Origin of the sequence: Streptomyces sp. NPDC059524, from assembly GCF_042749255.1 — a bacterium.
GTDB lineage: Bacteria > Actinomycetota > Actinomycetes > Streptomycetales > Streptomycetaceae > Streptomyces > Streptomyces xanthii.
The window spans coordinates 24,096-49,845 of sequence record NZ_JBHYTK010000003.1; the positions used below are offsets into that span (position 1 = coordinate 24,096).

At 71.3% G+C, this 25,750-nt stretch carries 21 protein-coding genes; 11 read left to right on the top strand and 10 right to left on the bottom strand.

Annotated elements, in window-relative coordinates; all coding sequences use genetic code 11:
- Nucleotides 1-122 precede the first annotated feature (122 nt).
- Both ileS and ACFW9D_RS01040 read right to left on the bottom strand, forming a co-directional pair.
- Complete coding sequence (gene ileS, locus ACFW9D_RS01035; protein ID WP_384616566.1) at nt 123-3,260, bottom strand: isoleucine--tRNA ligase; 3,138 nt, start codon at nt 3,258-3,260, stop codon at nt 123-125.
- Between the two features lie 381 nt (nt 3,261-3,641).
- Nucleotides 3,642-3,833, bottom strand: coding sequence for a DUF1059 domain-containing protein (locus ACFW9D_RS01040; RefSeq protein WP_384616567.1), 192 nt, complete (start codon nt 3,831-3,833; stop codon nt 3,642-3,644).
- Nucleotides 3,834-4,118: 285 nt separating this feature from the next.
- Here ACFW9D_RS01040 and ACFW9D_RS01045 point away from each other — a divergent pair, with 285 nt between their 5' ends.
- The 6 genes from ACFW9D_RS01045 to ACFW9D_RS01070 all read left to right on the top strand — a co-directional run bounded on the left by ACFW9D_RS01045 (nt 4,119) and on the right by ACFW9D_RS01070 (nt 9,523).
- Entirely contained in the window at nt 4,119-5,042 is a 924-nt protein-coding gene (locus ACFW9D_RS01045; RefSeq protein WP_384616569.1) for a TraR/DksA family transcriptional regulator, read from the top strand.
- 63 nt (nt 5,043-5,105) lie between these two features.
- Complete coding sequence (lspA, locus tag ACFW9D_RS01050; RefSeq protein WP_188339424.1) at nt 5,106-5,729, top strand: signal peptidase II; 624 nt, start codon at nt 5,106-5,108, stop codon at nt 5,727-5,729.
- A 74-nt stretch (nt 5,730-5,803) separates the two neighbouring features.
- On the top strand, nt 5,804-6,745 hold the full coding sequence (locus ACFW9D_RS01055) for an RluA family pseudouridine synthase (RefSeq protein ID WP_188339425.1): 942 nt from the start codon (nt 5,804-5,806) through the stop codon (nt 6,743-6,745).
- Entirely contained in the window at nt 6,742-7,209 is a 468-nt protein-coding gene (locus ACFW9D_RS01060; protein WP_188339426.1) for a GNAT family N-acetyltransferase, read from the top strand. Before ACFW9D_RS01055 ends, ACFW9D_RS01060 begins: the two co-directional genes overlap by 4 nt.
- An 85-nt stretch (nt 7,210-7,294) precedes the next feature.
- Nucleotides 7,295-8,881, top strand: coding sequence for a Na+/H+ antiporter (locus ACFW9D_RS01065; RefSeq protein WP_188339427.1), 1,587 nt, complete (start codon nt 7,295-7,297; stop codon nt 8,879-8,881).
- Between the two features lie 72 nt (nt 8,882-8,953).
- Nucleotides 8,954-9,523 carry a dienelactone hydrolase family protein gene (locus ACFW9D_RS01070; RefSeq protein WP_188339428.1) on the top strand — a complete coding sequence of 190 codons (570 nt, stop codon included), beginning with the start codon at nt 8,954-8,956 and terminating at the stop codon, nt 9,521-9,523.
- A 14-nt stretch (nt 9,524-9,537) separates the two neighbouring features.
- Here ACFW9D_RS01070 and ACFW9D_RS01075 read toward each other — a convergent pair whose 3' ends face one another.
- From ACFW9D_RS01075 to ACFW9D_RS01095, 5 genes are all read right to left on the bottom strand, one after another.
- Entirely contained in the window at nt 9,538-10,554 is a 1,017-nt protein-coding gene (locus ACFW9D_RS01075) for a zinc metalloprotease (protein ID WP_223206167.1), read from the bottom strand.
- A gap of 331 nt (nt 10,555-10,885) precedes the next feature.
- Entirely contained in the window at nt 10,886-12,562 is a 1,677-nt protein-coding gene (locus ACFW9D_RS01080) for an alkaline phosphatase D family protein (RefSeq protein WP_384616573.1), read from the bottom strand.
- Between the two features lie 116 nt (nt 12,563-12,678).
- On the bottom strand, nt 12,679-13,497 hold the full coding sequence (locus tag ACFW9D_RS01085) for a thioredoxin domain-containing protein (RefSeq protein ID WP_384616575.1): 819 nt from the start codon (nt 13,495-13,497) through the stop codon (nt 12,679-12,681).
- Between the two features lie 54 nt (nt 13,498-13,551).
- A complete protein-coding gene (locus ACFW9D_RS01090; RefSeq protein WP_384616576.1) occupies nt 13,552-14,244 on the bottom strand; it encodes a hypothetical protein in 693 nt (230 codons plus the stop codon).
- 84 nt (nt 14,245-14,328) lie between these two features.
- Nucleotides 14,329-15,660 carry a DUF2252 domain-containing protein gene (locus ACFW9D_RS01095; protein WP_384616578.1) on the bottom strand — a complete coding sequence of 444 codons (1,332 nt, stop codon included), beginning with the start codon at nt 15,658-15,660 and terminating at the stop codon, nt 14,329-14,331.
- 201 nt (nt 15,661-15,861) lie between these two features.
- Here ACFW9D_RS01095 and dnaE point away from each other — a divergent pair, with 201 nt between their 5' ends.
- Nucleotides 15,862-19,401: a DNA polymerase III subunit alpha gene (gene dnaE, locus ACFW9D_RS01100; RefSeq protein WP_384616580.1), complete on the top strand. Its 3,540-nt coding sequence runs from the start codon at nt 15,862-15,864 to the stop codon at nt 19,399-19,401.
- A 75-nt stretch (nt 19,402-19,476) separates the two neighbouring features.
- Here dnaE and ACFW9D_RS01105 read toward each other — a convergent pair whose 3' ends face one another.
- On the bottom strand, nt 19,477-19,647 hold the full coding sequence (locus ACFW9D_RS01105) for a hypothetical protein (RefSeq protein ID WP_188339433.1): 171 nt from the start codon (nt 19,645-19,647) through the stop codon (nt 19,477-19,479).
- Nucleotides 19,648-19,881: 234 nt separating this feature from the next.
- On the opposite strand from ACFW9D_RS01105, the gene ACFW9D_RS01110 reads away from it, so the two are divergent.
- The 4 genes from ACFW9D_RS01110 to ACFW9D_RS01125 all read left to right on the top strand — a co-directional run bounded on the left by ACFW9D_RS01110 (nt 19,882) and on the right by ACFW9D_RS01125 (nt 24,432).
- Nucleotides 19,882-21,135 (top strand): NYN domain-containing protein, encoded by a 1,254-nt coding sequence (locus ACFW9D_RS01110; RefSeq protein WP_188339434.1) that lies wholly within the window; start codon nt 19,882-19,884, stop codon nt 21,133-21,135.
- 368 nt (nt 21,136-21,503) lie between these two features.
- On the top strand, nt 21,504-22,484 hold the full coding sequence (locus ACFW9D_RS01115; protein WP_188341619.1) for an ABC transporter ATP-binding protein: 981 nt from the start codon (nt 21,504-21,506) through the stop codon (nt 22,482-22,484).
- Nucleotides 22,481-23,308 carry an ABC transporter permease gene (locus ACFW9D_RS01120; protein ID WP_384616582.1) on the top strand — a complete coding sequence of 276 codons (828 nt, stop codon included), beginning with the start codon at nt 22,481-22,483 and terminating at the stop codon, nt 23,306-23,308. The genes ACFW9D_RS01115 and ACFW9D_RS01120 overlap by 4 nt, the downstream gene beginning before the upstream one ends.
- A 446-nt stretch (nt 23,309-23,754) precedes the next feature.
- Nucleotides 23,755-24,432 (top strand): DUF2567 domain-containing protein, encoded by a 678-nt coding sequence (locus ACFW9D_RS01125; protein ID WP_188339436.1) that lies wholly within the window; start codon nt 23,755-23,757, stop codon nt 24,430-24,432.
- 10 nt (nt 24,433-24,442) lie between these two features.
- On the opposite strand, the gene ybaK is transcribed toward ACFW9D_RS01125, so the two are convergent.
- Nucleotides 24,443-24,949, bottom strand: a complete 507-nt coding sequence (ybaK, locus tag ACFW9D_RS01130; RefSeq protein ID WP_384616584.1) for a Cys-tRNA(Pro) deacylase — start codon at nt 24,947-24,949, stop codon at nt 24,443-24,445.
- A gap of 19 nt (nt 24,950-24,968) precedes the next feature.
- Nucleotides 24,969-25,745: an LON peptidase substrate-binding domain-containing protein gene (locus ACFW9D_RS01135; protein WP_188339438.1), complete on the bottom strand. Its 777-nt coding sequence runs from the start codon at nt 25,743-25,745 to the stop codon at nt 24,969-24,971.
- Between the last annotated feature and the right edge of the window lie 5 nt (nt 25,746-25,750).

Below are 25,750 nucleotides of genomic sequence, written 5' to 3' on the forward strand. Positions count from 1 at the left end.
CAGGGCCTTTTCCGCTCCGCTCGGGGTGGGAGTTCATGTGTGCTCGCGCACAAAACGCCGAAGGGCCGGTCCCGCCGGATTTCTCTGGCGGGGCCGGCCCTTCGGGCTGTGCCGGGTGTGATCTACGCCTTCTTGAGGCGGAACTCCAGGCTCAGACCCTCGTCTGTGAACGGCTCGCCGTAGGTGGCGTCCGCCTCACCCGCGGAGAAGTCCGTGGCCAGGACCTCGTCCGCGATCAGGCCCGAGTGCTCGGCCAGGGCCGCGGTCACCGCCGGGTCCGTGGACGACCAGCGCAGGGCGATCCGGTCGGCGACGTCGAGGCCGCTGTTCTTGCGGGCCTCCTGGATCAGCCGGATCGCGTCACGGGCCAGGCCGGCCTGTCGCAGCTCCTCGGTGATCTCCAGGTCGAGGGCCACGGTGGCGCCGGAGTCCGAGGCCACGGACCAGCCCTCGCGCGGGGTCTCCGTGATGATGACCTCGTCCGGGGCCAGGGTGACCGTCTCGCCCTCGATCTCGACCGTCGCGGTGCCCTCGCGCAGTGCCAGGGACAGTGCGGCGGCGTCGGCGGCGGCCACGGCCTTCGCGACGTCCTGGACGCGCTTGCCGAAGCGCTTGCCGAGCGCCCGGAAGTTCGCCTTGGCCGTCGTGTCGACCAGCGAGCCGCCCACCTCGGACAGCGAGGCCAGCGAGCTGACGTTCAGCTCCTCGGTGATCTGCGCGTGCAGCTCCGGGGACAGCGCCTCGAAGCCGGACGCCGCGACGAGCGCCCGCGACAGCGGCTGACGGGTCTTGACGCCCGACTCCGCGCGCGTGGCGCGGCCCAGCTCGACGAGCCGGCGCACGAGCGCCATCTGCGTCGACAGCGTCGGGTCGATCGCCGCGGTGTCCGCCTCGGGCCACGAGGACAGGTGCACCGACTCCGGCGCGTCCGGCGTCACCGGCACGACCAGGTCCTGCCAGACCCGCTCCGTGATGAACGGCGTGAGCGGCGCCATCAGCTGAGTGACCGTCACGACCACGTCGTGCAGGGTGCGCAGCGCGGCCTTGTCGCCCTGCCAGAAGCGACGGCGCGAGCGGCGCACGTACCAGTTCGACAGGTCGTCGACGAAGGCCGACAGGAGCTTGCCGGCACGCTGGGTGTCGTACGCCTCCAGGGCCTTGGTGACCTCGTCCGTGAGCTGGTGCAGCTCGGACAGCAGCCAGCGGTCCAGGACACCGCGGTCGGCCGGGGCCGGATCCGCGGCGCTGGGCGCCCAGTTCGACGTACGGGCGTACAGGGCCTGGAAGGCCACCGTGTTCCAGTACGTGAGGAGCGTCTTGCGGACGACCTCCTGGATGGTGCCGTGGCCGACGCGGCGCGCCGCCCACGGGGAGCCGCCGGCCGCCATGAACCAGCGCACGGCGTCCGCGCCGTGCTGGTCCATCAGCGGGATCGGCTGCAGGATGTTCCCCAGGTGCTTGGACATCTTGCGGCCGTCCTCGGCCAGGATGTGGCCGAGGCACACGACGTTCTCGTACGAGGACTTGTCGAAGACCAGGGTGCCGACGGCCATCAGCGTGTAGAACCAGCCACGGGTCTGGTCGATGGCCTCGGAGATGAACTGGGCCGGGTACCGGCTCTCGAACAGCTCCTTGTTCTTGTACGGGTAGCCCCACTGCGCGAACGGCATCGAGCCCGAGTCGTACCAGGCGTCGATCACCTCGGGCACGCGCACCGCGTCGAGGGAGCAGCCCTCGGCGGTGCAGGTGAAGCTGACGTCGTCGATGTACGGGCGGTGCGGGTCGAGCGAGGACTGGTCGGTGCCGGTCAGCTCGGAGAGCTCCGCGCGGGAGCCGACGCAGGTGAGGTGGCCCTCCTCGCAGCGCCAGATGGGCAGCGGGGTGCCCCAGTAGCGGTTGCGGGACAGCGCCCAGTCGATGTTGTTGCTCAGCCAGTCGCCGAAGCGGCCGTGCTTGACCGTGTCCGGGAACCAGTTCGTCTTCTCGTTCTCCTCGAGAAGGCGGTCCTTGACGGCCGTCGTCCTGATGTACCAGGACGGCTGCGCGTAGTAGAGCAGCGCCGTGTGGCAGCGCCAGCAGTGCGGGTAGCTGTGCTCGTACGGGACGTGCAGGAACAGCAGGCCGCGCGCGTCCAGGTCCGCGGTGAGCGCCTCGTCGGCCTTCTTGAAGAAGACGCCGCCGACCAGCGGGACGTCGGCCGCGAAGGTGCCGTCGGGCTGCACCGGGTTGACCACCGGCAGGCCGTACGCGCGGCAGACCTTGAGGTCGTCCTCACCGAACGCGGGGGACTGGTGGACCAGACCCGTACCGTCCTCGGTCGTCACGTACTCGGCGTTGACCACATAGTGGGCTTCCGCCGGGAACTCCACGAGCTCGAACGGACGTTGGTACTTCCAGCGCTCCATCTCCGCGCCGGTGAAGGACTCGCCGGTCGTCTCCCAGCCCTCGCCGAGCGCCTTCGCGAGGAGCGGCTCGGCGACGACGAGCTTCTCCTCGCCGTTCGTCGCCACGACGTAGCGGACCTCGGGGTGCGCGGCGACCGCCGTGTTGGACACCAGGGTCCAGGGGGTCGTCGTCCAGACCAGGAGCGAGGCCTGGCCGGCCAGCGGACCGGAGGTGAGGGGGAAACGGACGTAGACCGACGGGTCCACGACCGTCTCGTAGCCCTGCGCGAGCTCGTGGTCCGACAGGCCCGTGCCGCAGCGCGGGCACCAGGGGGCGACGCGGTGGTCCTGGACCAGCAGGCCCTTGTTGAAGATCTCCTTCAGCGACCACCAGACGGACTCGACGTACTCCGGGTCCATCGTCCGGTACGCGTCGTCGAGGTCGACCCAGTAACCCATGCGGGTCGTCAGCTCGGTGAAGGCGTCGGTGTGCCGGGTCACGGACTCGCGGCACTTCGCGTTGAACTCCGCGATGCCGTACGCCTCGATGTCCTTCTTGCCGCTGAAGCCGAGCTCCTTCTCGACCGCCAGCTCCACCGGGAGGCCGTGGCAGTCCCAGCCCGCCTTGCGCCCCACGTGATAGCCGCGCATCGTGCGGAAGCGGGGGAAGACGTCCTTGAAGACGCGGGCCTCGATGTGGTGGGCACCCGGCATGCCGTTGGCCGTGGGCGGGCCCTCGTAGAACACCCACTCGGGGCGCCCTTCGGACTGCTCCAGGGTCTTGGCGAAGATCTTCTGCTCGCGCCAGAAGTCGAGCACGGCGTGCTCGAGGGCGGGCAGGTCGACCTGGGCGGGCACCTGGCGGTACTGCGTCATCAGTCTTCCTCCGGCGGACGTGCTTCTCTCCGTCGGAGGGACGAGAGCCTGTGTGCTGTACGCCGTGTGCGGCGCGCTCCCGCGGTACCACCCTCCTTGGCCCGCTGCGGCGCCGGTGCGCGCCTCGGTGGGCCCCCTCATTGGGTTCGCGACGCCGGGTCTACCGGCCGCTGCGGTGCTGCGGCTTTCTTCCGGCGGCTCCGGGGTGATCTTCGCGTCGCGCTCGCCCCCGGGCTTCCACCGTCCCCGGGTCGCTCATGGCTGCGTACGCCGCTACTCGTCCCCATCCAAGCCTTTCGCTCCGGCCAGTGTACGGCGCCCGGGCGGGCGCGGCCGACCGGATTTGCGGCGGGCCGGGGACGGGGACGTCGGCGGGCGGGGTCAGGCGTGCTGGGGGACCTCGTCCTTGAGGCTGCCGCGGACCTGCTCCCGCAGTTCGGGGCTGTCGGTGTGACCGTGGACGGAGACGGCGTGCTCGGCGGCGGCGCGCACGACCTCTTCCTCCTCGCCCGAGATGGTCAGCGTGCAGTTCATGACGCTGGGGAACTCACGACAGTCGGCTACTTTGCGCATGATGATGCACCTTCTCCGCTTTTGCCACATTCTATGCCCGGGAGGTGGCGAGGGAGAGGTGCGGGGCGACCGTCCTGCCGGGGCCGGCCGCGGGGGAGCGGGGTGACCCGAACGGCGCCCCGGGGCGCGGCGCGCGGAGCGGCGGATTACCGGGCGGGGAGCTGGGCACAACGGTTTCGAGCCACGGCGCGGCGGGTGCCCGTCCCGTTGCCGCGGGCCCCGAGTCGATTTATCGTCCCAGCACGATTCGCGTGCAAGATCACAAATTGTGAAGGGGCCGCGGCCATGGTGGCGAAGAAGACCGCCGTTCAGCAGTCTGCGACCGGCAGATCCACGGGCACCGGCAAGGCGGGCACGGGCAAGGAGGCCACCGGTAAGGCGGTGAAGTCCACGTCCAGGAAGACCGCGGCCTCGGCGCCCGACGCCGCCACACCGAAGGAGACCGCCACCGGCAAGAAGTCCGCCGCCGTGAAGAGCGCGGCCAAGGGGGCGGATGCCCAGAAGGCCACCACGAAGAAGGCCACGACCACGAAGGCCACCACCAAGAAGGCGACCGCAGGTGCCTCCGGCGCCCCGGAGGGGAAACGTACGACGAAGAAGGCGGCGGCGAAGAAGACAACGGCCAAGGCGGCGGCGAAGAAGGCCGGCGTCGCCGCGGGACGCAAGGGCGCGAAGAAGACGGCCGAGGACGCGGACGAGACCGCGAGGACGACGGGAGCCACGACAGTGGTTGCGAAGAAGACTCAGGGCACGGCCACGGCGGCGCAGCAGCCCGGCGCGGTTCCCAAGGCGAGGGGCACCGCCGTCGAACCCGGCGAGCTGGCCGTACGGCCGGGCGAGGACCCCTGGACCCCGGACGAGGTCGCCGAGGCGCGTGCCGAGCTGCAGAGCGAGGCACTGCGGCTCGGCAGCGAGATCGCCGCGGCCGAGGAGGGCCTGGCCGGCCTGATGCGGGACTCCGGCGACGGCGCGGGCGACGACGACGCCGACACCGGCACGAAGAACATCACGCGCGAGCACGAGATGGCCCTGGCGGCCAACGCGCGCGAGATGCTGGAGCAGACCGAGCACGCCCTGCAGCGCCTGGACGCCGGCACCTACGGGCTCTGCGAGAACTGCGGCAACCCGATCGGCAAGGCCCGGATGCAGGCCTTCCCCCGGGCGACCCTGTGTGTGGAGTGCAAGCAGAAGCAGGAGCGCCGCTACTGAACCGCTCCCGAGGCGCGTGACGTACTCTCGTCCTCAGTCAGGTACCTAGGTCGAGGGACTCACGTGGCAGAGGCGGAGCGCATCATCGGTACGCCGGATTCTTCCGAGGCAGGGGCGGCCGAGCCGGACAAGGCCGACGAGGCCGCCGCTCAGGATCCGCAGGAGGCTCCGGAGCAGGAGACGACCGCCGAGCGGCCCAGGGGCGCGCGGCGCATCGCCGTGCTGTTCGCCGTGGCCGCGCTGGCGTACGCCCTCGACCTGGTCAGCAAGCTGATCGTGGTCGCGAAGCTGGAGCACCGGGAGTCCATCCAGATCCTCGGTGACTGGCTCCAGCTCGAGGTCATCCGCAACCCGGGCGCGGCCTGGGGCGTCGGCGAGGCCTTCACGATCATCTTCACCGTGATCGCGGCGGCCGTGATCGTCGTCATCGTGCGGCTCGCCAGGAAGCTCTACAGCCTGCCGTGGGCGATCGCGCTCGGCCTGCTCCTGGGCGGTGCGCTCGGCAATCTCACCGACCGGATCTTCCGCGCCCCCGGCGTCTTCGAGGGCGCCGTGGTCGACTTCATCGCGCCGAAGAACTACCCGGTGTTCAATCTCGCCGACTCCGCCATCGTGTGCGGCGGCATCCTGATCGTGCTGCTCTCGTTCCGCGGCATCGACCCCGACGGGACCGTGCACAAGGACTGAGCCGAGGGCCCCGCCCGGACCCGGGCCAGGGCCTCGCGGTCGGGAGTGCCGGTGCGCTCCGGCATACTCGATGCGTGAGCACGATTCCCGAGATCCGAACCCTGCCCGTGCCCGACGGCCTGGAGGGCGAGCGCGTCGACGCCGCCATCTCCCGCATGTTCGGCTTCTCCCGCACCAAGGCCGCCGAGCTCGCCGCCGCCGGGAAGGTCACGGTCGACGGGTCGGTCGTGGGCAAGTCCGAGCGGGTGCACGGCGGGGCCTGGCTCGAGGTCGAGATGCCGCAGGCGGCCGCGCCGGTGCAGATCGTCGCCGAGCCCGTCGAGGGCATGGAGATCGTCTACGACGACGACGACATCGTGGTGATCGTGAAGCCGGTGGGCGTCGCCGCCCACCCGAGCCCCGGCTGGACCGGCACGACCGTGATCGGCGGCCTCGCCGCCGCCGGGTACCGGATCTCCACCTCCGGCGCCGCCGAGCGCCAGGGCATCGTGCACCGCCTCGACGTGGGCACCTCGGGCCTGATGGTCGTCGCCAAGTCCGAGCGGGCGTACACCTCGCTCAAGCGCCAGTTCAAGGAGCGGATCCCGGACAAGCGCTACCACGCGCTCGTGCAGGGCCACCCCGACCCGATGAGCGGCACCATCGACGCCCCCATCGGCCGCCACCCGAACCACGACTACAAGTGGGCGGTCATCGCCGAGGGCAAGCCGTCGGTGACGCACTACGACCTGATCGAGGCGTTCCGCTCCGCGTCGCTGCTCGACATCAAGCTGGAGACGGGCCGCACCCACCAGATCCGCGTGCACATGTCCGCGCACCGGCACCCCTGCGTCGGCGACCTCACCTACGGCGCCGACCCCACGCTCGCCAAGCGCCTCGGCGTCTCGCGCCAGTGGCTGCACGCGGTGCGGCTCGGCTTCGAGCACCCTTCGGACGGCCGCTGGGTCGAGTTCGAGAGCGCCTACCCCGAGGACCTGCAGACCGCGCTCGACCGGGTGAGGGAAGAGAGCTCGTGAGCGGCTTCGGCGTCCGCGTCGCGCTGTCCGAGGCGGACCGGGAGTCCTGCTTCGCCGTGCGCCGGGACGTGTTCGTCGCCGAGCAGGGCGTGCCCGAGGAGCTGGAGTACGACACGTACGACGCGGGCGCGGTGCACGTGCTCGCGGTGCGGGCGGACGGGGTGCCGCTGGGCACGGGCCGGCTGCTGACCGGCGAGGCCGCCGCGGTGAAGAACGGGGGCGCGGCGGACGTCGGCGCCCTCGGCCGGCTCGCCGTGACCAAGGCCGCGCGCGGGCTCGGCGTGGGCGCGGCGCTGGTGCGCGCCATCGAGGACGCGGCCCGCGAGCGGGGCCTCGCGGCGGTGGACCTGCACGCGCAGACCCACGCCCTGGGCTTCTACGAGCGGCTCGGCTACGAGGTGTACGGACCTGAGTTCCCCGACGCGGGGATCCCGCACCGGGCGATGCGCAAGCCGCTCGACTGAGGCCCCCTCGTGTCCGGTTCGACCGGATACGCGTGGCACCCTTGAGGCCTGACATCCTTGATCGTCGAGCCTGGTCGGAGCCCCCGTGGATCAATTGGCCCTGCTGTTCGCGCTGTTGCTCGGGGCCGTCCTGAGCGTTCCGCTCGGGGACCGGCTCGGACTGCCCTCGCCGGTCCTGATGACCCTGCTCGGCCTCGTGCTCGCCCTGATCAGCGCCGTGCCCAATGTCGACATCTCGCCCGACCTGATCCTGCCGATCGTGCTGCCGCCGCTCCTGTACGCGGCCGTGCACCGCACCTCCTGGCGCCAGTTCGCGGCCAACAGAAGACCGATCTTCCTGCTGGCCGTCGCCCTGGTCTTCGTCACGACGGCCGCGGTCGCCTTCGTCGCGAACGCGGTGGTGCCCGGGCTGCCCATGGCCGCCGCCGTCGCGCTCGGCGCCCTGGTGGCGCCGCCCGACCCGGTCGCCGCGACCGCCGTCGCCGGCCAACTGGGGCTGCCCCGCCGCATGGTGTCGATCCTGGAGGGCGAGGGCCTGTTCAACGACGTGACCGCGATCGTGCTCTACCACGTCGCGATCGCCGCCGCCGTGAGCGGCACCTTCTCGTTCCCCGAGGCCGCGCTCACCCTCGTGCTGTCCGCCGTCGTCGCCGTCGCCGTCGGCTTCGGGCTCGCCTGGACCGCCAACAAGCTCATGGACTACCTCGGCGACGCCACCCTCCAGGTCGGCCTGACCCTCCTCGTGCCGTACGCCTCGTACGTGCTGGCCGAGGAGCTGCACGGCTCGGGGGTGCTCGCCGTCGTCACCACCGCCATGTTCATGGTCGAGCACGCCTTCGACGCGGACGACGTCATGACCCGGCTCACCGGCCGCGCCTTCTGGGACGTCGTCGACACCCTCGTCACCGGCGTCGCCTTCGGGCTCATCGGCCTGGAGGTGCACAACGTCGTCCGCACGGCCGAGGGGCACTGGACCGAGATGCTCGGCTGGTCGGGCGCCGTCGTGGGCGTCGTCATCGTCGTACGGCTGCTGTGGCTGCTGCCCATGACCTGGGTGACGCAGCGGCTGCACGCGCGGCGCGACGTGGAGGAGGACATCCCGGTCAGCTGGCGCGAGACCGTCGTCATGTGGTGGTCCGGGATGCGCGGCGTGGCCTCCGTCGCCCTCGCCCTCGCCATTCCGCTCACCATGGACGACGGCTCCCCCTTCCCGGCCCGCGACGAGATCGTCTTCATCGCCTTCGGGGTCATCATGGCCACGCTCGTGCTCCAGGGCCTGAGCCTGCCCTGGCTGGTGCGGAAGCTGAAGGTGACGGCCGACACCGAGGCCGAGCAGTCCTACGAGCGCGATCTCGCCCTGCGCGCCGCGCGGGCCGCCAAGGCGCGGCTCAAGGAGATCGAGGAGGTCGAGGACCTTCCCGAGGACGTGCAGGAGCAGCTGCTGCGCCGCGCCTACGACATCGGCCTGCGCATCAACCCGGAGCTGGGCGCCGAGGAGCGCCGCGAGGCCCAGGCCAAACGGTTCGCCAGGCTCAAGCGGATCCGGCACATCCAGAACGAGATGATGTCGGCCGCGCGCCACGAGATCCTCGCCGCGCGCAGCGAGCCCGGCGCCGACCCCGAGATCGTCGACCGCGTCCTGCGCCACCTCGACGTCCGCAGCCTGCGCTAGGGCGTGTCCGGGGCCTGGCGCGGGTCACGGCGCGGTGCTCACGGCCTCGCGGGGCCTGGCACCATGGGGCTCATGAACATCATGCTTTTCCACTCGACGTACGGTCTGCGCCCCGCCGTGACGGCCGCGGCCGACCGGCTGCGGGCCGCCGGACACGAGGTGTGGACCCCGGACCTCTTCGACGGCCGCACCTTCGACACCGTCGAGGAGGGCATGGAGTACAAGGAGGAGGTCGGCAAGGACGAGCTGCTCCGGCGGGCCGTCCTCGCGGCCGCGCCCTACTCGGAGCGGGGCCTGGTCTACGCCGGCTTCTCGCTGGGCGCCGCCACGGCCCAGACGCTGGCCCTCGGCGACGACAAGGCCAAGGGACTGCTGCTCCTGCACGGCACCTCGGACATCGCGGAGACCGCGTCCGTGGACGAGCTGCCGGTGCAGCTGCACGTCGCCTCGCCCGACGTCTTCGAGACCGACGACTGGCTGAACACCTGGTACCTGCAGATGGGCAAGGTGGGCGCCGACGTCGAGATCTACCGTTACCCGGGCGCCGGCCACCTCTTCACCGACCCCGAGCTGCCGGACTACGACGAGGAGGCCGCCGAGGCCACCTGGCGGGTGGCACTCGGCTTCCTGGACTCCCTCTAGAGGTCCTGCGGCGGTCAGCCGGCCCGGTAGGCGGTCCAGCTGTCCTTCATGCGGGTCACCTGGCCCGCGGTGAACTGGGTCATGCAGGAGTCGTACGTGTAGTCCATGAAGTTGTGGATCGGGTCGACTCCGGTCTTGCTGGCGCAGGAGTCGCGCCCGGTCGGGCACTCGTAGGCCGGGCTCTTCTCGGCCGGGGTGTCGGCCACGTAGTCGCCGTTGCCGTTACAGCCGCCCTGGAAGGTGTGGTACAGCCCCATCCAGTGGCCGACCTCGTGGGTGCCGGTGTCGCCCTCGTTGTAGTTGGTGGCGGAGCCGCCCGGCAGCGAGCTGTCGAGGATGACCACGCCGTCGTCGGACGGGTTCGACTTGTACGAGGACGGGAACGTCGCCCAGCCGAGCAGGCCGCCGCCCAGGTTCGCCGTGTAGAAGTTCAGCGCGTTCGCGCCGCCCTTGCGCAGCGTCGACTTCATGGACTTCTCGGCGGTCGAGCCCGGCGAGACGCCGTTGTACCAGGAGGCGTTGTCCGTGTAGTCGGTGCCGGCCAGCTGGAACTGGAAGCCCGAGTCGTTGTTGCCCGAACCCTGCCCGGCGTAGGCGGCGTTCAGGACGCTGATCTGGTTGGCGATCGACGTCGAGGACAGCTTGCCGGTCGTGCCGTCGTGGATGACGTGGACGTAGACCGGGATCGTCGTCGAGGCGGTCAGGCTCAGACCGCGACCGAGCGAGCCGTCGGCGCGCATCTTGTCGAGTCTCTTCTGCAGCGCCGCGTCCATGGACTTGGCCTGCGCCGCGCTCAGCTCGTTGGGCTCGGCGGCGTGCGAGGAGCCGTTGGGCGCCTTCTCACGGGCGAGCGCGTTCGTGTCCGTCGCGCACTTCTCGGCGGAGGCACCCGCCTGCGTGGTCTTGGCGGCGGCGCTGCCCGAGGGGGCGGAGAGCGGGACCAGGGCCAGGGTTCCGGCCATCACCGCGGTGCCGAGCAGGCGGCGGCGAAGGCGCGGGGATATGCGGGCCGATGGGGCGTGAGGGGTCATTGCGGGGGCTCCTCGCGGACACGGGCGGGAGGGACTTCCTCGCCGCCGCGGGGAGATTACGTGGCCATGTCATCCCGGGAAGAGCGGGTAACTGGCCGCATTGATCGCGGACATGTGCCCGGCAAATAGGGACAACAAGGAGAAGAAATTCGGCGGGTGTCCGGAGTTTGAGACACCGCCGTAACGATCAGGGTCACCGAGGTGGGCGGTGTGTCCGTATTCGGGCCCGCGCCCGATCACGTCCGCACCACCCACCGTGAACGGCGACACCTGCTCTTAACACGCGCGCCGGTGGCCGGAATTCAGCGCACAGGTATCCGGCAGGTGACCGTCACCGTACGGGCGCGTCAGCCCGGACGACCTTCTGCGTGCCGCTGAGCGTGCGGTACGAGCGGGTCCACTCGGTCGTCGCGTTCCGGTCCGCCCGGTCCGAGATCACGTAGTAGTCCATCTGGGTCCGCTCGGCCGTGAGGTCCAGGACGCCGTAGCCGTGGGAGTCCATGTCCACCCACTTCACATGGCGGTTGGCGGCCTTGATCGCGGTCTCGGCGACGACGGACAGCGTGTTCGGCGCCACGTGCAGGGTGTCGTCGAGGTTGTCGGAGGTGACCGACGTGACGACGAACTCGGTGGCCGCGGACGGCGACAGCGGGTACGTGGCGGCGGTGACCGGCACGTCGTTGGCCCAGGCCATGTGGATGTCGCCGGTCAGGAAGACCGTGTCGCGGATCCCCTGCTCGCGCAGGTGCGTGATCAGCTCCTTGCGATCGTGCGTGTAGCCGTCCCACTGGTCGACGTTGACGGCCAGGCCCTCGGTGGGCAGACCCAGCAACTCGGCGAGCGGGCCCAGCAGGTGGGCGGGCAGCGAGCCGAAGGCGACCGGCGAGATCATCACCGAGGTGCCGACCAGCTTCCAGCGTGCGTCGGACGCGGCGAGCCCGGCCTTGAGCCAGTCCAGCTGGGCGCGGCCGGTGATCGAGCGGTCCGCGGAGTCCACGTCGCCGTTGCCCACGCTCGACTGCTGGGAGCGGAACGAGCGCAGGTCGAGCAGGTGCAGATCGGCCAGCTTGCCGAAGCGCAGCCGGCGGTAGACGGTGCCCGCGGTCGAGGCGCGGACCGGCATCCACTCGAAGTAGGCCTGCTTCGCCGCCTGCTGACGGGCCGCCCAGTCGCCCTCCGTGCCCGGCGTGTGGTTCTCGGCCCCGCCCGACCACGCGTCGTTGGCGAACTCGTGGTCGTCCCAGATCGCGACCAGCGGGTGCGCGGTGTGCATCGCCTGCACGTCCGGGTCGGTCTTCGTCGTCGCGTGCCGGAGCCGGTAGTCGGCCAGCGAGACGATCTCGTGCGCCGGCTGGTGCGGCCGCACCGTGTAGTCGGCCGCCGGGTACTCGCCGGTCTTGTACTCGTAGATGTAGTCGCCGAGATGGAAGACCGCGTCCAGGTCGGTGCGGGCGGCGAGGTGCCGGTACGCCGAGTAGTAGCCGGCCTCCCAGTTGGCGCAGGACACCACGCCGAAGCGCAGGCCCGGGGCGGCGGCGTCGGCGGCCGGGGCGGTGCGAGTGCGGCCGGCGGGGGAGTGGACGCCGTCCGCCGAGAAGCGGTAGTGGTACGTGCTCGCCGGGCGCAGGCCCCGCACGTCGGCCTTCACCGTGTGGTCGGTGGCCGCGCTCGCGGTGGCCGTCCCCCGGCCCACCACCGTGCGGAACGCCTTGTCCTCGGCGATCTCCCAACTCACCTGGACGTCCGGGCCCTTGCCGGAGCCGGGCGTCGCCTCGGCGCTCGGGGTCACCCGGGTCCACAGCAGGATGCCGTCGGGGAGCGGGTCGCCGGACGCGACGCCGTGCAGGAAGGCCGGTGCCTCGGCGGCGTGGGCGCTCGTGGCGGCGGCGAGCGGGGCGGCGAGCACGGCGCCGGCGGCCGCGGCCTTGACGACCGTGCGGCGGCTCGGGGTGCGGTCCGTGGCGGTACGGTCCGCGGGTCTGCGATCTGAAGGTATGCGACTGGTCACGGGCGATCACATTACTCATCAGTACGCACAAAGAGCGGGCGAACCCGAAAGAGTTCGCCCGCTCTTCGCCCAGAGGTCAGGCCCGGCGGCCGGGCCCGGTCGTCAGGCCGGGAGGGTCAGGCCTTGAGCGCCTTGTCGATCGCCGCGTTGAACTCGGCCACCGTCATCGGGGCGTTCTGGCCGTCGGAGCCGGTGATCTTCTTGCCGTCCATGATGAGCGAGGGGGTGCCCTGGACGCCGTCCTTGTTCTTGTCGAACAGGGTGGACATCTCCAGCGCCCACTTGTCGAAGGTGCCGTCGTTGACGTCCTTCTGGAAGGTCTTGTTGTCCTTCAGTTCGGGAACGGTGTTCGCGATCTTGATCAGGTACGCGTCGTCCGCGAACTTGTCGTCCGTCTCCTCCGGGTGGAACTTCTTGGAGTAGAGCGCTTCCTTGTAGTCGATGAAGGCGTCCTGGCTCACGTTCAGGGCCGAACCGAGCGCGCTCAGCGCGTTCTTGGAGCCCTCGCCCTGGAGGTTGGTGTCGAGGAAGGTCGCACCGATGTACTGGATGTTGTACTTGCCGGCATCGAGGTCCTTCTTCACGGTCGGGCCGACCGTCTGCTCGAAGGAGGCGCAGACGGGGCAGCGCGAGTCCTCGTAGACCTTCAGGGTCTTCTTCGCCGACTCCTTGCCGAGGATCACGGTCGTGTTGTTCTTGCCGGAGGTGTTCTTCGGCGCGACCAGGGACGCGTCCTTGGCGGCCTCCCACTGGGTGGGCTTGTTGTTCTGCATCACCAGGTAGCCGACGCCGCCGGCGACGGCGAGGACGGCGACGATGGACGCGGCGACGATCGCCTGCCGCTTCGTCTTGTCCTTCTTGGCCTGGCGCTCGCGCTCGGCGCGCAGCCGCTCGCGGGCGGCGGACTTGGCCTGCTGGCTGTTGCGGTTGCTCATGATCGAAACTCCGTGGGTGCGTGAAAGGGAAGTACGGGGACTGTCGTGTGCCGGTCAGAAGACCGGGCACGGCGGTCCGCGCCGTCCCACGGAGTGCGCCCACAGACGTGTGCGGGCGGCCCGCACGCGCGGGGCGGGCCGGGGCTGCCGCGGCGCCCGCTCGGCGCCGGAGACACCGGTGCGGCCCGCGGCCCACGCGATCAGCAGCGGCCGGAACGTGCCGACGGCCACCGCGCGGAGCAACTGGGCCAGCGCGTGCTCGCCCCGGCGCAGCCAGGCGGCCGCGAGGAGCCCGACGGTGACGTGCGCGCCGAGCAGCAGCCAGGAGGCCGCCGGGTCGCCGTGCGTGAGGACCGCGGCCGCCGCCCTCTCCGTGCCGCCGCCGGTCATCCGGGCGAGCGGCGAGCCGACGCTTCCGGCGCACAGCACGTCGAGACCGAAGGAGCGCAGGGGACCGGCGACCGGTCCCGCCGCGTCGCCGTAACAGACGTGCTGGCCGGTGGTGAAGACCGTGTCCGCGGCCAGCTCCAGCGGTACGAGCAGGGCCGCGATCCGGCCGAAGCCGCGCTCACGTCCGGCCAGCGCGTACGCCAGCGCGAAGACGCCGCCGGCGATCGCCGCGACCGTCGTGAGCGGCAGCGGGGCCCGGGACAGCAGGACGTGCGACGCGGCGGAGAGCGTCACGACGAGTGCCGTGAAGAGCGCCGCGCGCACGGCTCTGAGCTGGGTCCCGGATATGTCGTCCATCGCCCAGGAGTGTTTCACGGGTGGCGGTAAGCGATGGCTAAAGGGTTCCTGTGCGTTATGGAATCGCCGCCTGGGCGGCCCGGGTCAGCCCGCGAGGCCCGGGATCCGCCCGTTGCGGAACAGGTCCACGAAGATCTGGTGGTCGGCGCGCGCTCGGGCGCCGTAGCTGTGCGCGAAGTCCACCAGGAGGTCGGCGAAGCCGTCCTCGTCCGCCGCGATCGCCGCGTCGATGGCCCGCTCCGTGGAGAACGGCACGAGGGACTGGCCCGACAGGTCGTCCGCCGCCGCGTGCATCGTCGCCGTCGCCCGGCCCAGGTCCGCGACGACCGCCGCGATCTCCTCCAGGTCGTCGATGTCGCCCCAGTCCAGGTCCACCGCGTACGGCGACACCTCGGCGACCAGCTGCCCCGAGCCGTCCAGCTCGGTCCAGCCCAGCCACGGGTCCGCGTGCGCCTGCAGGGCGCGCTGCGAGATCACCGTGCGGTGGCCCTCGTGCTGGAAGTAGTCGCGGATCGAGGGGTCCGTGATGTGCCGCGAGACGGCCGGTGTCTGGGCCTGCTTCATGTAGATCACGACATCGTTCTCCAGGGCGTCGCTGTTGCCCTCCAGAAGGATGTTGTACGACGGCAGGCCGGCGGAGCCGATGCCGATGCCGCGCCGCCCCACGACGTCCTTGACCCGGTACGAGTCCGGGCGGGACAGGGAGGACTCCGGCAGCGTCTCCAGATAGCCGTCGAAGGCCGCGAGGACCTTGTAGCGCGTCGCCGCGTCCAGCTCGATGGCGCCGCCGCCGTCCGCGAAGCGCCGCTCGAAGTCGCTGATCGCCGTCATGGAGTCGAGCAGCCCGAAGCGGGTCAGCGCGCGGGCGTCGCGCAGCGCGTCCAGGAGCGGGCCCTCCGCCGTGTCCAGCGTGAACGGGGGCACCTCGTCGCTCTTCGCGCCCGTCGCCAGCGCGTGGATCCGCTCGCGGTAGGCCCCCGCGTACGTGCGCACCAGGTCGGTGATCCGCTCGTCGGAGAGCGCCTTCGAGTAGCCGATCAGCGCCACCGAGGCCGCGAACCGCTTCAGGTCCCAGGTGAACGGGCCCACGTAGGCCTCGTCGAAGTCGTTCACGTTGAAGATCAGACGCCCCGTGGCGTCCATGTACGTGCCGAAGTTCTCCGCGTGCAGGTCGCCGTGGATCCAGACCCGGCTGGTGCGGTCGTCCAGGTACGGTCCGCCGTGCTGCTCGCGCTCCACGTCGTGGTAGAAGAGGCACGCCGTCCCGCGGTAGAAGGCGAAGGCGGAGGCGGCCATCTTGCGGAACTTCACCCGGAACGCGGCGGGGTCCGCGGCGAGCAGCTCGCCGAACGCGGTGTCGAAGACGGCGAGGATCTGCTCGCCGCGCTGCTCGGCGGTGGGCTGCGGGTCCGGCATCGCGGGGTGCCTCCTGGTACGGGTGGTGCGTGGGCTCGTGCGACACGCAGGACAGGGCGTCTGCCTCGTCCAACGTCCGACCGTACTCCGGAGTGCCCGCCGGTTGTCAGTCGCCGGTCGTAGACTTCCAAGCTGTCCCCCGAGGTATCTCCGCGCTGTCTTCAGCCGGTCGCCGTGTGTTCGCCATTGGAGGCCCCAACCGTGTCAAAGCCGCCCTTCACGCACCTGCACGTCCACACCCAGTACTCGCTGCTGGACGGTGCCGCGCGGCTGAAGGACATGTTCAAGGCGTGCAACGACATGGGCATGACGCACATCGCCATGTCCGACCACGGCAACCTCCACGGGGCGTACGACTTCTTCCACACCGCCCAGAAGGCGGGCGTCACGCCGATCATCGGCATCGAGGCCTACGTGGCCCCGGAGTCCCGGCGCAACAAGCGGAAGATCCAGTGGGGCCAGCCGCACCAGAAGCGCGACGACGTCTCGGGTTCGGGTGGTTACACCCACAAGACGATCTGGGCGGCGAACAAGACGGGACTGCACAACCTCTTCAAGCTCTCCTCGGACGCGTACGCCGAGGGCTGGCTGCAGAAGTGGCCCCGTATGGACAAGGAGACGATCTCCCAGTGGAGCGAGGGCCTCATCGCCTCCACCGGCTGCCCCTCCGGTGAGCTCCAGACCCGGCTGCGCCTCGGCCAGTACGACGAGGCCCTGAAGGCGGCCTCCGAGTACCAGGACATCTTCGGCAAGGACCGGTACTTCCTGGAGCTGATGGACCACGGCATCGAGATCGAGCGCCGGGTCCGCGACGGCCTGCTCGACATCGGCAAGAAGCTCGGCATCCCGCCCCTGGTGACGAACGACTCGCACTACACGTACGCGCACGAGGCGACCGCCCACGACGCCCTGCTGTGCATCCAGACCGGCAAGAACCTCTCGGACCCCGACCGCTTCCGCTTCGACGGCACCGGCTACTACCTGAAGTCGACCGACGAGATGTACGCCGTCGACTCCTCGGACGCCTGGCAGGAGGGCTGCCGCAACACGCTCCTGGTGGCCGAGCAGATCGACCCCTCCGGCATGTTCGAGAAGCGCGACCTCATGCCGAAGTTCGAGATCCCGGACGGCTTCACCGAGGTCACCTGGTTCCAGGAGGAGGTCCGGGTCGGCATGGAGCGCCGCTACCCGGGCGGCGTCCCCGAGGACCGCCAGAAGCAGGCCGAGTACGAGATGGACATCATCATCCAGATGGGGTTCCCGGGGTACTTCCTGGTCGTCGCCGACTTCATCATGTGGGCGAAGAACAACGGCATCGCGGTGGGCCCCGGCCGAGGCTCCGCGGCCGGCTCGATCGTCGCGTACGCCATGGGCATCACCGACCTCGACCCGATCACCCACGGCCTGATCTTCGAGCGGTTCCTCAACCCCGAGCGAGTCTCCATGCCCGACGTCGACATCGACTTCGACGAGCGCAGGCGCGTCGAGGTGATCAGGTACGTGACCGAGAAGTACGGCGCCGACAAGGTCGCCATGATCGGCACCTACGGCAAGATCAAGGCCAAGAACGCGATCAAGGACTCCGCGCGCGTGCTCGGCTACCCGTACGCGATGGGCGACCGCCTCACCAAGGCGATGCCCGCCGACGTCCTCGGCAAGGGCATCGACCTCGACGGCATCACCAACCCCACGCACCCGCGCTACAGCGAGGCGGGCGAGATCCGCGGGATGTACGAGAACGAGCCGGACGTCAAGAAGGTCATCGACACCGCCAAGGGCGTCGAGGGCCTGGTCCGGCAGATGGGCGTGCACGCCGCCGGCGTCATCATGTCCAGCGAGCCCATCGTCGACCACGCCCCGATCTGGGTGCGGCACACCGACGGCGTCACCATCACGCAGTGGGACTACCCGCAGTGCGAGTCGCTCGGCCTGCTGAAGATGGACTTCCTCGGCCTGCGCAACCTGACGATCATGGACGACGCCGTCAAGATGGTGAAGTCCAACAAGGGCATCGACCTGGAGATGCTCTCGCTCCCGCTCGACGACCCGAAGACCTTCGAACTGCTCTGCCGCGGTGACACGCTCGGCGTCTTCCAGTTCGACGGCGGCCCCATGCGCTCCCTGCTGCGCCAGATGCAGCCCGACAACTTCGAGGACATTTCCGCCGTCTCGGCCCTCTACCGGCCGGGCCCGATGGGCATGAACTCGCACACGAACTACGCGGAGCGCAAGAACGGCCGGCAGGAGATCACGCCGATCCACCCGGAGCTCGAAGAGCCCCTGAAGGAGACGCTCGGCCTGACCTACGGCCTCATCGTGTACCAGGAGCAGGTGCAGAAGGCCGCCCAGATCATCGCCGGGTACTCGCTCGGCGAGGCCGACATCCTGCGCCGCGTGATGGGCAAGAAGAAGCCCGAGGAGCTGGCCAAGAACTTCGTCCTCTTCCAGGAGGGCGCGAAGAAGAACGGCTACTCGGACGCCGCGATCCAGGCCCTGTGGGACGTGCTGGTCCCCTTCGCCGGCTACGCGTTCAACAAGGCGCACTCCTCCGCGTACGGCCTGGTCACCTACTGGACCGCGTACCTGAAGGCGAACTACCCGGCCGAGTACATGGCCGCGCTGCTCACCTCCGTGAAGGACGACAAGGACAAGTCGGCCGTATATCTGAACGAGTGCCGGCGCATGGGCATCAAGGTGCTCCCGCCGGACGTCAACGAGTCGGTGCACAACTTCGCGGCCCAGGGCGACGACGTGATCCTCTTCGGCCTCGAAGCGGTCCGCAACGTCGGCACCAACGTGGTCGACTCGATCATCCGGGCCCGCAAGGCCAAGGGGAAGTACTCCTCGTTCCCCGACTACCTGGACAAGATCGAGGCCGCCGCCTGCAACAAGCGCACCACCGAGTCGCTCATCAAGGCCGGCGCCTTCGACAGCCTCCAGCACACGCGCAAGGGCCTCACCGCCCAGTACGAGCCGATGATCGACAACGTGGTCGCGGTCAAGCGCAAGGAGGCCGAGGGCCAGTTCGACCTCTTCGGCGGCATGGGGGAGGAGGACAGCGACGAGCCCGGCTTCGGCCTCGACGTCGAGTTCTCCACCGACGAGTGGGACAAGACGTACCTGCTCGCCCAGGAGCGCGAGATGCTCGGCCTCTACGTCTCCGACCACCCGCTGTTCGGCCTCGAGCACGTGCTGTCCGACAAGGCCGACGCGGGCATCGGCCAGCTCACCGGCGGCGACTACTCCGACGGCTCCGTCGTCACCGTCGGCGGCATCATCTCGGGCCTCCAGCGCAAGATGACCAAGCAGGGCAACGCCTGGGCGATCGCCACCGTCGAGGACCTCGCCGGCTCCATCGAGTGCATGTTCTTCCCGGCGACCTACCAGCTGGTGTCCACCCAGCTCGTCGAGGACGCCGTCGTCTTCGTCAAGGGCCGCCTCGACAAGCGCGAGGACGTGCCGCGCCTGGTCGCCATGGAGATGCAGGTCCCCGACCTGTCGAACGCGGGCACCAACGCGCCGGTGATCCTCACCATCCCCGCCCTCAAGGTGACCCCGCCGATGGTCAGCCGCCTCGGCGAGATCCTCTCCAACCACCGGGGCGACAGCGAGGTCCGCATCAAGCTCCAGGGCCCCCGCAAGACCACCGTGCTCCGGCTCGACCGGCACCGGGTCAAGCCCGACCCCGCGCTCTACGGCGACCTGAAGGTGCTGCTCGGCCCGTCCTGCCTGGCCGGCTGAGCCGCCGCACCACGCCGCGAGGGGCGCGCCCGGGTCCTCCGGGTGCGCCCCTCGCGTGTGCCGCGTGCGGCTGGATCAGTTGTGGCCGAAGCGACGCTCACGGTGCTTGCGGGCCATGTCCATCGGCGACGCCTGCTGCTGAGCCGACTTCGCCTCGGCCTCCATGGCCTGCGACCGGGACTGCTCCTGCGGCGACGACTGGGACTGCTTCTGCTGACTGCGGTTCTGCTTACGGTTCTTGGCCATGGTGATCTGCCTCCTGCGGGGGATCTAGGGGCCAGGGCCGCGTTCAGACTCACATAAGTCGACAAAGGTCGCATTTCAGGGATTCACGGTGTGTGACAGGGGATGCGGCGGCGGACCGTGCGGGTCCGCCACGCCGAAGATCCAGTTCGGGCCGTTAACCCCGGCGCGGTCGGGCAGACTCGAAGGAAACCCCAAGCGAACGCGCGGGCGTGTCGGCGAAAGAGGGTGGATCGCGTGGACCGTTGCATCGTCCTGGTGGATGCCGGATACCTGCTGGGAGCAGCCGCGAGCCTCCTCGCCGGCGAGCCCTCACGCTCGCGCATCCACGTCGACCACGCCGCACTCATCCAGGGGCTGCGCGAGCGCGCCGAGACGGAGACCGAGCGGCCCCTCCTGCGCATCTACTGGTTCGACGGCGCCCCCGACCGGGTGCCGCAGCCCGAGCACCGCAGGCTCCGCGTCATGCCCCGCGTCACGGTCCGCCTGGGCGCCCTGACCCGCAGCGACGGGCGCTGGGCGCAGAAGGGCGTCGACGCCGCCATGCACGCCGAGCTCACCGAGCTCGCCCGCAACGGCGCCTGTTCCGACGTCGTCCTCGTGACCGGCGACGGGGACCTGCTGCCCGGCATGATGGCCGCCAAGGAGCATGGCGTCGCCGTCCACCTGTGGGCCGTCCAGGCCGCCGACGGCGACTACAACCAGTCCGAGGACCTCGTCGCCGAGGCCGACGAACGGCGCGTCCTCGACCGCACGTGGATCACCAAGGCCGTCCGCGCCAAGGAACTCGGCGGGGTCTGCGCCCCGCCGCCCGTGCCGCGCCCCGAGATCGCCGCGATCCTCTCCGCTCCGTTGCCCGACTCCGCGCTGCCCTCCGCCGGGCGCCCCTCCGACGAGGCGCCCGCCGCGCCGTCCGCACCGCACGCGCCGGCCGCGCGCGCCGAGGGCGAGACGGAGGAGCGGGCCGGGCACCCCAAGGGAGTGCCGACCCCGAAGGACCTGGCGGCGCTGCGTGGGCCCGGCGCCGCGCACCCCGCTCCGCATCCCGCGAACGCGACGCTGCGCTGGTCCTCCGACAAGGGCTGGGTCGAGCGGCCCTCCGGCGGCGGCGAGCCCCCCGAGGCCGCCTCGCTGCCGACGCTGGCCCAGCTCACCACCGCCGAGCAGCGCTGGGCGGACCGTGAGGAGGACATCACGACGGTGGGCGGGGACCCGTACGAGGTGGGGCAGGTGTTCGCGCGGCGCTGGATGGGGCGGCTCGGGGATCCGGCGGCGCTCCAGAAGCTCGCCACGCTGTATCCGCGGGTGCCGCATCGGATCGACGGGGAGCTGCTGCGGTACGCGGCGCGGTTCGGGCTCCTCGCGCACAAGGACGACCAGATCGACGAGCACGACCGGTATGCGATCCGGGCCGGGTTCTGGCGGGAGGTCGACGTACGGACGGGGGCCGCCGGGCAGCAGGTCGGGGCGGGTGGCTCCGCCGGGGAGTGAGGTACCGGGCTCCTCGCCGTCGCGGGTTGTCGGTTCGTTGCCGGGTGCGGGTTTCGTCGTGGCTGGTTGCGCAGTTCCCCGCGCCCCTGAAAGGCGCGCTTCGCGTGCCCCCAGGAGATCGGCTGGTGGTGCCCCGTGGCGGAGTCCGTGGGGGTGTCGGCGTTGTGGGTTGTGGTCTCGTCGTCGGGTGGCGGGTGCGTCGTGGCTGGTTGCGCAGTCCCCCGCGCCCCTGAAAGGCGCGCTTCGCGTGCCTCCGGGGCGCGTTTTGTCCGACCCGGGCATGAAGGCGGGGGGTGGACCCCGTACCCTCGTTGCTCGTGAATACGTGCACCAAGGTGGCTGACCCGAATCCGGACGGGGACGCCGTGGTGTGTGCCGTGCGGGGGCTGCGGAAGACGTATCCCGCCGTGCGCGGGCGGCGCGGCGCCCCGGGCACTCCCGAGGTGCGGGCCACGGACGACGTACGGCTCGACATCCGGCGCGGCGAGATCTTCGGACTGCTCGGGCCCAACGGGGCCGGCAAGTCCACCCTCGTGCGCCAGCTCACCGGGCTGATGCGGCCCGACGCCGGCAGCGTCACCCTCCTCGGGCACGACATCGTGCGCCACCCCGAGCGGGCCGCGCGCATCCTCGCCTATCTCGGCCAGGAGTCGACCGCCCTCGACGAACTCACCGTGTCGCTCGCCGCCGAGACCACCGGGCGGCTGCGCGGGCTCAGCCTCGAGCAGGCGCGCTCCGAGCGTGACGACGTCCTCGACGAGCTCGGCCTCACCCCGCTCGCCGCACGCCCGCTGAAGAAGCTGTCCGGCGGCCAGCGGCGGCTCGCCTGCTTCGCCGCCGCGCTGGTCGGCGAGCGGCCCCTGCTCGTGCTCGACGAACCGACCACCGGCATGGACCCCGTCGCCCGGCGCGCCGTGTGGGGCGCCGTGGACCGGCGGCGCGCCGAGCGCGGCACCACCGTCCTGCTCGTCACCCACAACGTCATCGAGGCCGAGACCGTCCTCGACCGGGTCGCCGTGCTCGACCAGGGCCGGGTCATCGCCTGCGACACCCCGGCCGGACTCAAGGAGCGGGTCGCCGGCGAGGTGCGGGTCGAGCTCGTGTGGCGGGAGAAGGCCCCCACCCAGCTGCCCGAGGTGGCCCGGCTGCGGGAGCGGGCCGTCGAGTCCGGGCGGCGCTGGTCGCTGCGGCTCGACCCGGACGCCGCCCGCACCGCCGTCGCCGCCGTCACCGGCGGACCGGCCTTCGACTTCCTCGACGACTTCACGCTCGCGACGCCGAGCCTGGAAGACGTGTATCTGGCGCTCGGCGGGAGCCGCAGCAGCGTGAAGGGCCTGGTGAAGGCATGAGTGTCGTCCCCGCAGCGGCGGTACGGGGGACCGTGGCGGAGTCCGCGCCGGCGGCCGGTTCCGACGTGGCCGCGCTCGCGCCCCGGGCCCGTTTCCTGCCCTCGCTGGCCGCCGTCTACAAGGCCCAGCTCAGCCGTGCCCGGGTGGCCCGGATCCCGCTGCTGTTCGTGGCGACCTTCCAGTCCGTCGGGATCATGATCCTCATGCGCGGGGTCGTCGACCGGGGCGGCGACGAGGCGCGGGCCGTCGTCGCCGGGTCGGCCGTGCTGGTCGTCGCGTTCGTCGCGCTGAACCTGCTCGCCCAGTACTTCGGGCAGCTCCGCGCGGCCGGAGGGCTCGACCACTACGCCACGCTGCCCGTGCCGCCCGCCTCCGTCGTGCTCGGGGCTGCGGGGGCGTACGCCTCGTTCACGGTGCCGGGGACGGTCGTGACGGCGGTCTGCGGCTGCCTCATGTTCGACCTGCCGCTCACTCATCTGTGGGTGCTGGCCGCCGTGATCCCGCTGGCCGGGGCCGCGCTCGCCGGGCTCGGGGCGGCGCTCGGGCTGCTCGCGCCGCGGCCTGAGCTGGCGACGCTGCTCGGGCAGCTCGGGATGTCCGCGGCGCTGTTGCTCGGGGTGTTGCCGGCTGAGCGGATGCCGGTGCTTGTGCAGTACGCGCGGGATCTGCTGCCGTCCACGTACGGGGTCGAGGCGTTCGCCCGGACGTTCGCGGCGCGGCCCGACTGGGGGGTCGTTCTGCTCGACCTCGGGGTGTGTGCGGGTGTGGGGGTTGTGTCGCTGGTGGTGGCTACGTGGGCGTATCGGCGGGCCGCGGTGCGGTGAGCTGCGCTGGGCTGGGGCGGGGCTTCGGCTTCGCGCCGTTGCGGGTTGCCGGCTCGTCGCCGGGTGCGGGTTTCGTCGTGGCTGGTCGCGCAGTTCCCCGCGCCCCTGAGGGGCACGCTTCGCGCGCCCCCAGGGGCGTGTCGGTCGGGTTCCGCGCCACCGTGGTTGCTCGCGCAGTTCCCCGCGCCCCTGACGGCGCACTTCGTGCGCTCCAGGGGCCGCGGCCGGTCGCGCCCTCGCGACGGAGTCGCTGATCGGGTACAGCCCCGCGCCCCTGAAGGCGCGCTTCGTGCGCTCCAGGGGCCGCGGCCGGTCGCGCCCTCGTGGCGGAGTCGCTGATCGGGTACAGGCCCGCGCGCCTGGAAGGCGCACTCCGTGTGTCCAGGGGCGGGGGTGGGGTGGCGTCCGGTGACGCGGGGGGCGGGGAGGCCTGGCACGATGTCAGGGTGACCGCACCGCTGACACCGCCGCCGCATCAGCCCCCGCACGACGACGGGCACCAGGGCCCCTGGCAGGCCCCGGACCCGATGACCGGGCATCTTCCGCCCGTGCCGCCGCGCGAGGACGGACCCGGACTGCGCACCGAGCTGCGCGAGGCGGCCGTCGTGACGGTCGGGGTGGCGCTGTTCGGGCTGGTGCTCGGCGCGCTGTGGCTGTGGCTGGCGCCGCGCGTGCCGCTCGTCTCGGACAGTTCCGCGGTGTACCTGAAGGACACCGAGGGGGAGCAGGCCATCGGCGCCGACGGCACGTTCGCGCTGCTCGCGCTCGGGCTCGGCGTCGTGACCGCGACCGCCGTGTTCCTGTGGCGCCGGCGCGGCGGCGTCCCGCTCGTCATCGGGCTGGCCGTGGGCGCGCTGCTCGGCGGCGTGCTGGCCTGGCGGTTCGGCGTGTGGCTCGGCCCCACACAGGACGTCGCCGCACACGCCAAGGAGCTCGGCAAGGGCGTGGTCTTCGACGCCCCGCTCGAACTGAACGCGAAGGGCGCGCTGCTGGCCTGGCCCCTGTCGGCGATGATCGTGCACCTGGCCCTGACCGGCCTCTTCGGCCCGCGCGACCCGGACCCGTACGCCGGCTACTACACCTCGTACGCCCCGCAGCCGCAGTCGCAGCCCCCGGCCCACTGAGCCCCGGGGCTCAGACCCGGCCCACCGGGGCCAGGACCGCCCCCGTCAGCGCGGCGAGGTCCGCCGGGGAGAGCTCGACCTCCAGGCCCCGGCGGCCCGCCGAGACGCAGATCGTCGCGTGGGTCCCGGCCGACGCGTCGATCACCGTGGGGAGCTTCTTGCGCTGGCCCAGGGGCGAGATCCCGCCCCGCACATAGCCGGTCGTGCGCTCGGCGAGCGCCGGGTCGGCCATCGCCGCGCGCTTGCCGCCCACCGCCGCCGCGAGGGCCTTCAGGTCGAGCTGGCCCGCCACCGGCACCACGGCGACCGTCAGCTTGCCGTCCACGTCCGCGAACAGCGTCTTGAACACACGGTCGGGGGAGACACCCATCGCCTCCGCGGCCTCCTCGCCGTAGGACGGGTGGGCCGGGTCGTGCTCGTACGCGTGGACCGTGAACGCGGTGCCCGCGGCGGTCAGCGCGACCGTCGCCGGGGTGCCCCCGGACTGCGCCTGCTGCTTCTTGGCCTTCTTCGCCACCCTGCCGAATCCTTACGCGTCAGTTCAGGCTCGTGGCCTGGCGGGTCAGTTCCGTCGCCGGGAGGGACGGGAGGTGCCGGATGATCGCCGTCTCGGCGCGCAGCAGCCGCAGCTCGTCGCGCAGCCGGGACGCCGCGTCCGGCGACTGGAGCAGCCGCTGCTTCGTCGGTACGTCGAGCACCGCGGCGGCGGCCACCAGGTAGGAGACGACCGAGGGCTCGTCCGGCAGGTCGGCGCCCGAGGTCATGGAACGCTCACGGGCCCCGGCGAGCCGCTTCTGGTAGGAGCGGAACGCCCGCAGCACCCCCTCCGCGAGGGCGCCCGCCTCGTCGCCGTCCTCCTCGGGCAGCTCCTCCACCTCGGCCGTCAGATACGGGCCCGAGGCGTCCACGGAGTGCAGCTTCACCCGGCGCGTGCCGGTGGCGAGGACCTCGAAGCCGCCGTCGGGCCGCTCGCGGATCGTCGCCGCGTCGGCGATGCAGCCCACGGAGTGGAAGGCCTTGACCGGGTCGTCGCCGAACCCGGCGGCCGGGCCCGCGCCCGCCTCCTTCGTCGTCACGTCGTCCGGCATGCCGGCGGCGCTCGGCGCGACCTCGTGCCCGTCGCGGATCGCGACGACCACGAACTGCCGCGGCTCGTCGGAGACGGCCGGATCGGTGTCGGGGATCTCGGGGGCAGCCTTCAGCAGATCGCGCATCATGGCGCGATAACGCTCCTCGAACACGTTCAGCGGGAGGACGAGTCCCGGGAACAGCACCGAGTTGAGCGGGAAGAGCGGAAGCCGGACGGTGGTCACGACGC

What these genes read in the sequence shown, in the direction of transcription:
- ACFW9D_RS01040 (WP_384616567.1), bottom strand. Translation starts at nt 3,833, where the DNA reads ATGCGCAAAGTAGCCGACTGTCGTGAGTTCCCCAGCGTCATGAACTGC.
- ileS (WP_384616566.1), bottom strand. Translation starts at nt 3,260, where the DNA reads ATGACGCAGTACCGCCAGGTGCCCGCCCAGGTCGACCTGCCCGCCCTC.
- ACFW9D_RS01085 (WP_384616575.1), bottom strand. Translation starts at nt 13,497, where the DNA reads ATGAGCAACCGCAACAGCCAGCAGGCCAAGTCCGCCGCCCGCGAGCGG.
- ACFW9D_RS01075 (WP_223206167.1), bottom strand. Translation starts at nt 10,554, where the DNA reads ATGACCCCTCACGCCCCATCGGCCCGCATATCCCCGCGCCTTCGCCGC.
- ACFW9D_RS01070 (WP_188339428.1), top strand. Translation starts at nt 8,954, where the DNA reads ATGAACATCATGCTTTTCCACTCGACGTACGGTCTGCGCCCCGCCGTG.
- ACFW9D_RS01105 (WP_188339433.1), bottom strand. Translation starts at nt 19,647, where the DNA reads ATGGCCAAGAACCGTAAGCAGAACCGCAGTCAGCAGAAGCAGTCCCAG.
- ACFW9D_RS01120 (WP_384616582.1), top strand. Translation starts at nt 22,481, where the DNA reads ATGAGTGTCGTCCCCGCAGCGGCGGTACGGGGGACCGTGGCGGAGTCC.
- ACFW9D_RS01045 (WP_384616569.1), top strand. Translation starts at nt 4,119, where the DNA reads ATGGTGGCGAAGAAGACCGCCGTTCAGCAGTCTGCGACCGGCAGATCC.
- ACFW9D_RS01095 (WP_384616578.1), bottom strand. Translation starts at nt 15,660, where the DNA reads ATGCCGGACCCGCAGCCCACCGCCGAGCAGCGCGGCGAGCAGATCCTC.
- ACFW9D_RS01090 (WP_384616576.1), bottom strand. Translation starts at nt 14,244, where the DNA reads ATGGACGACATATCCGGGACCCAGCTCAGAGCCGTGCGCGCGGCGCTC.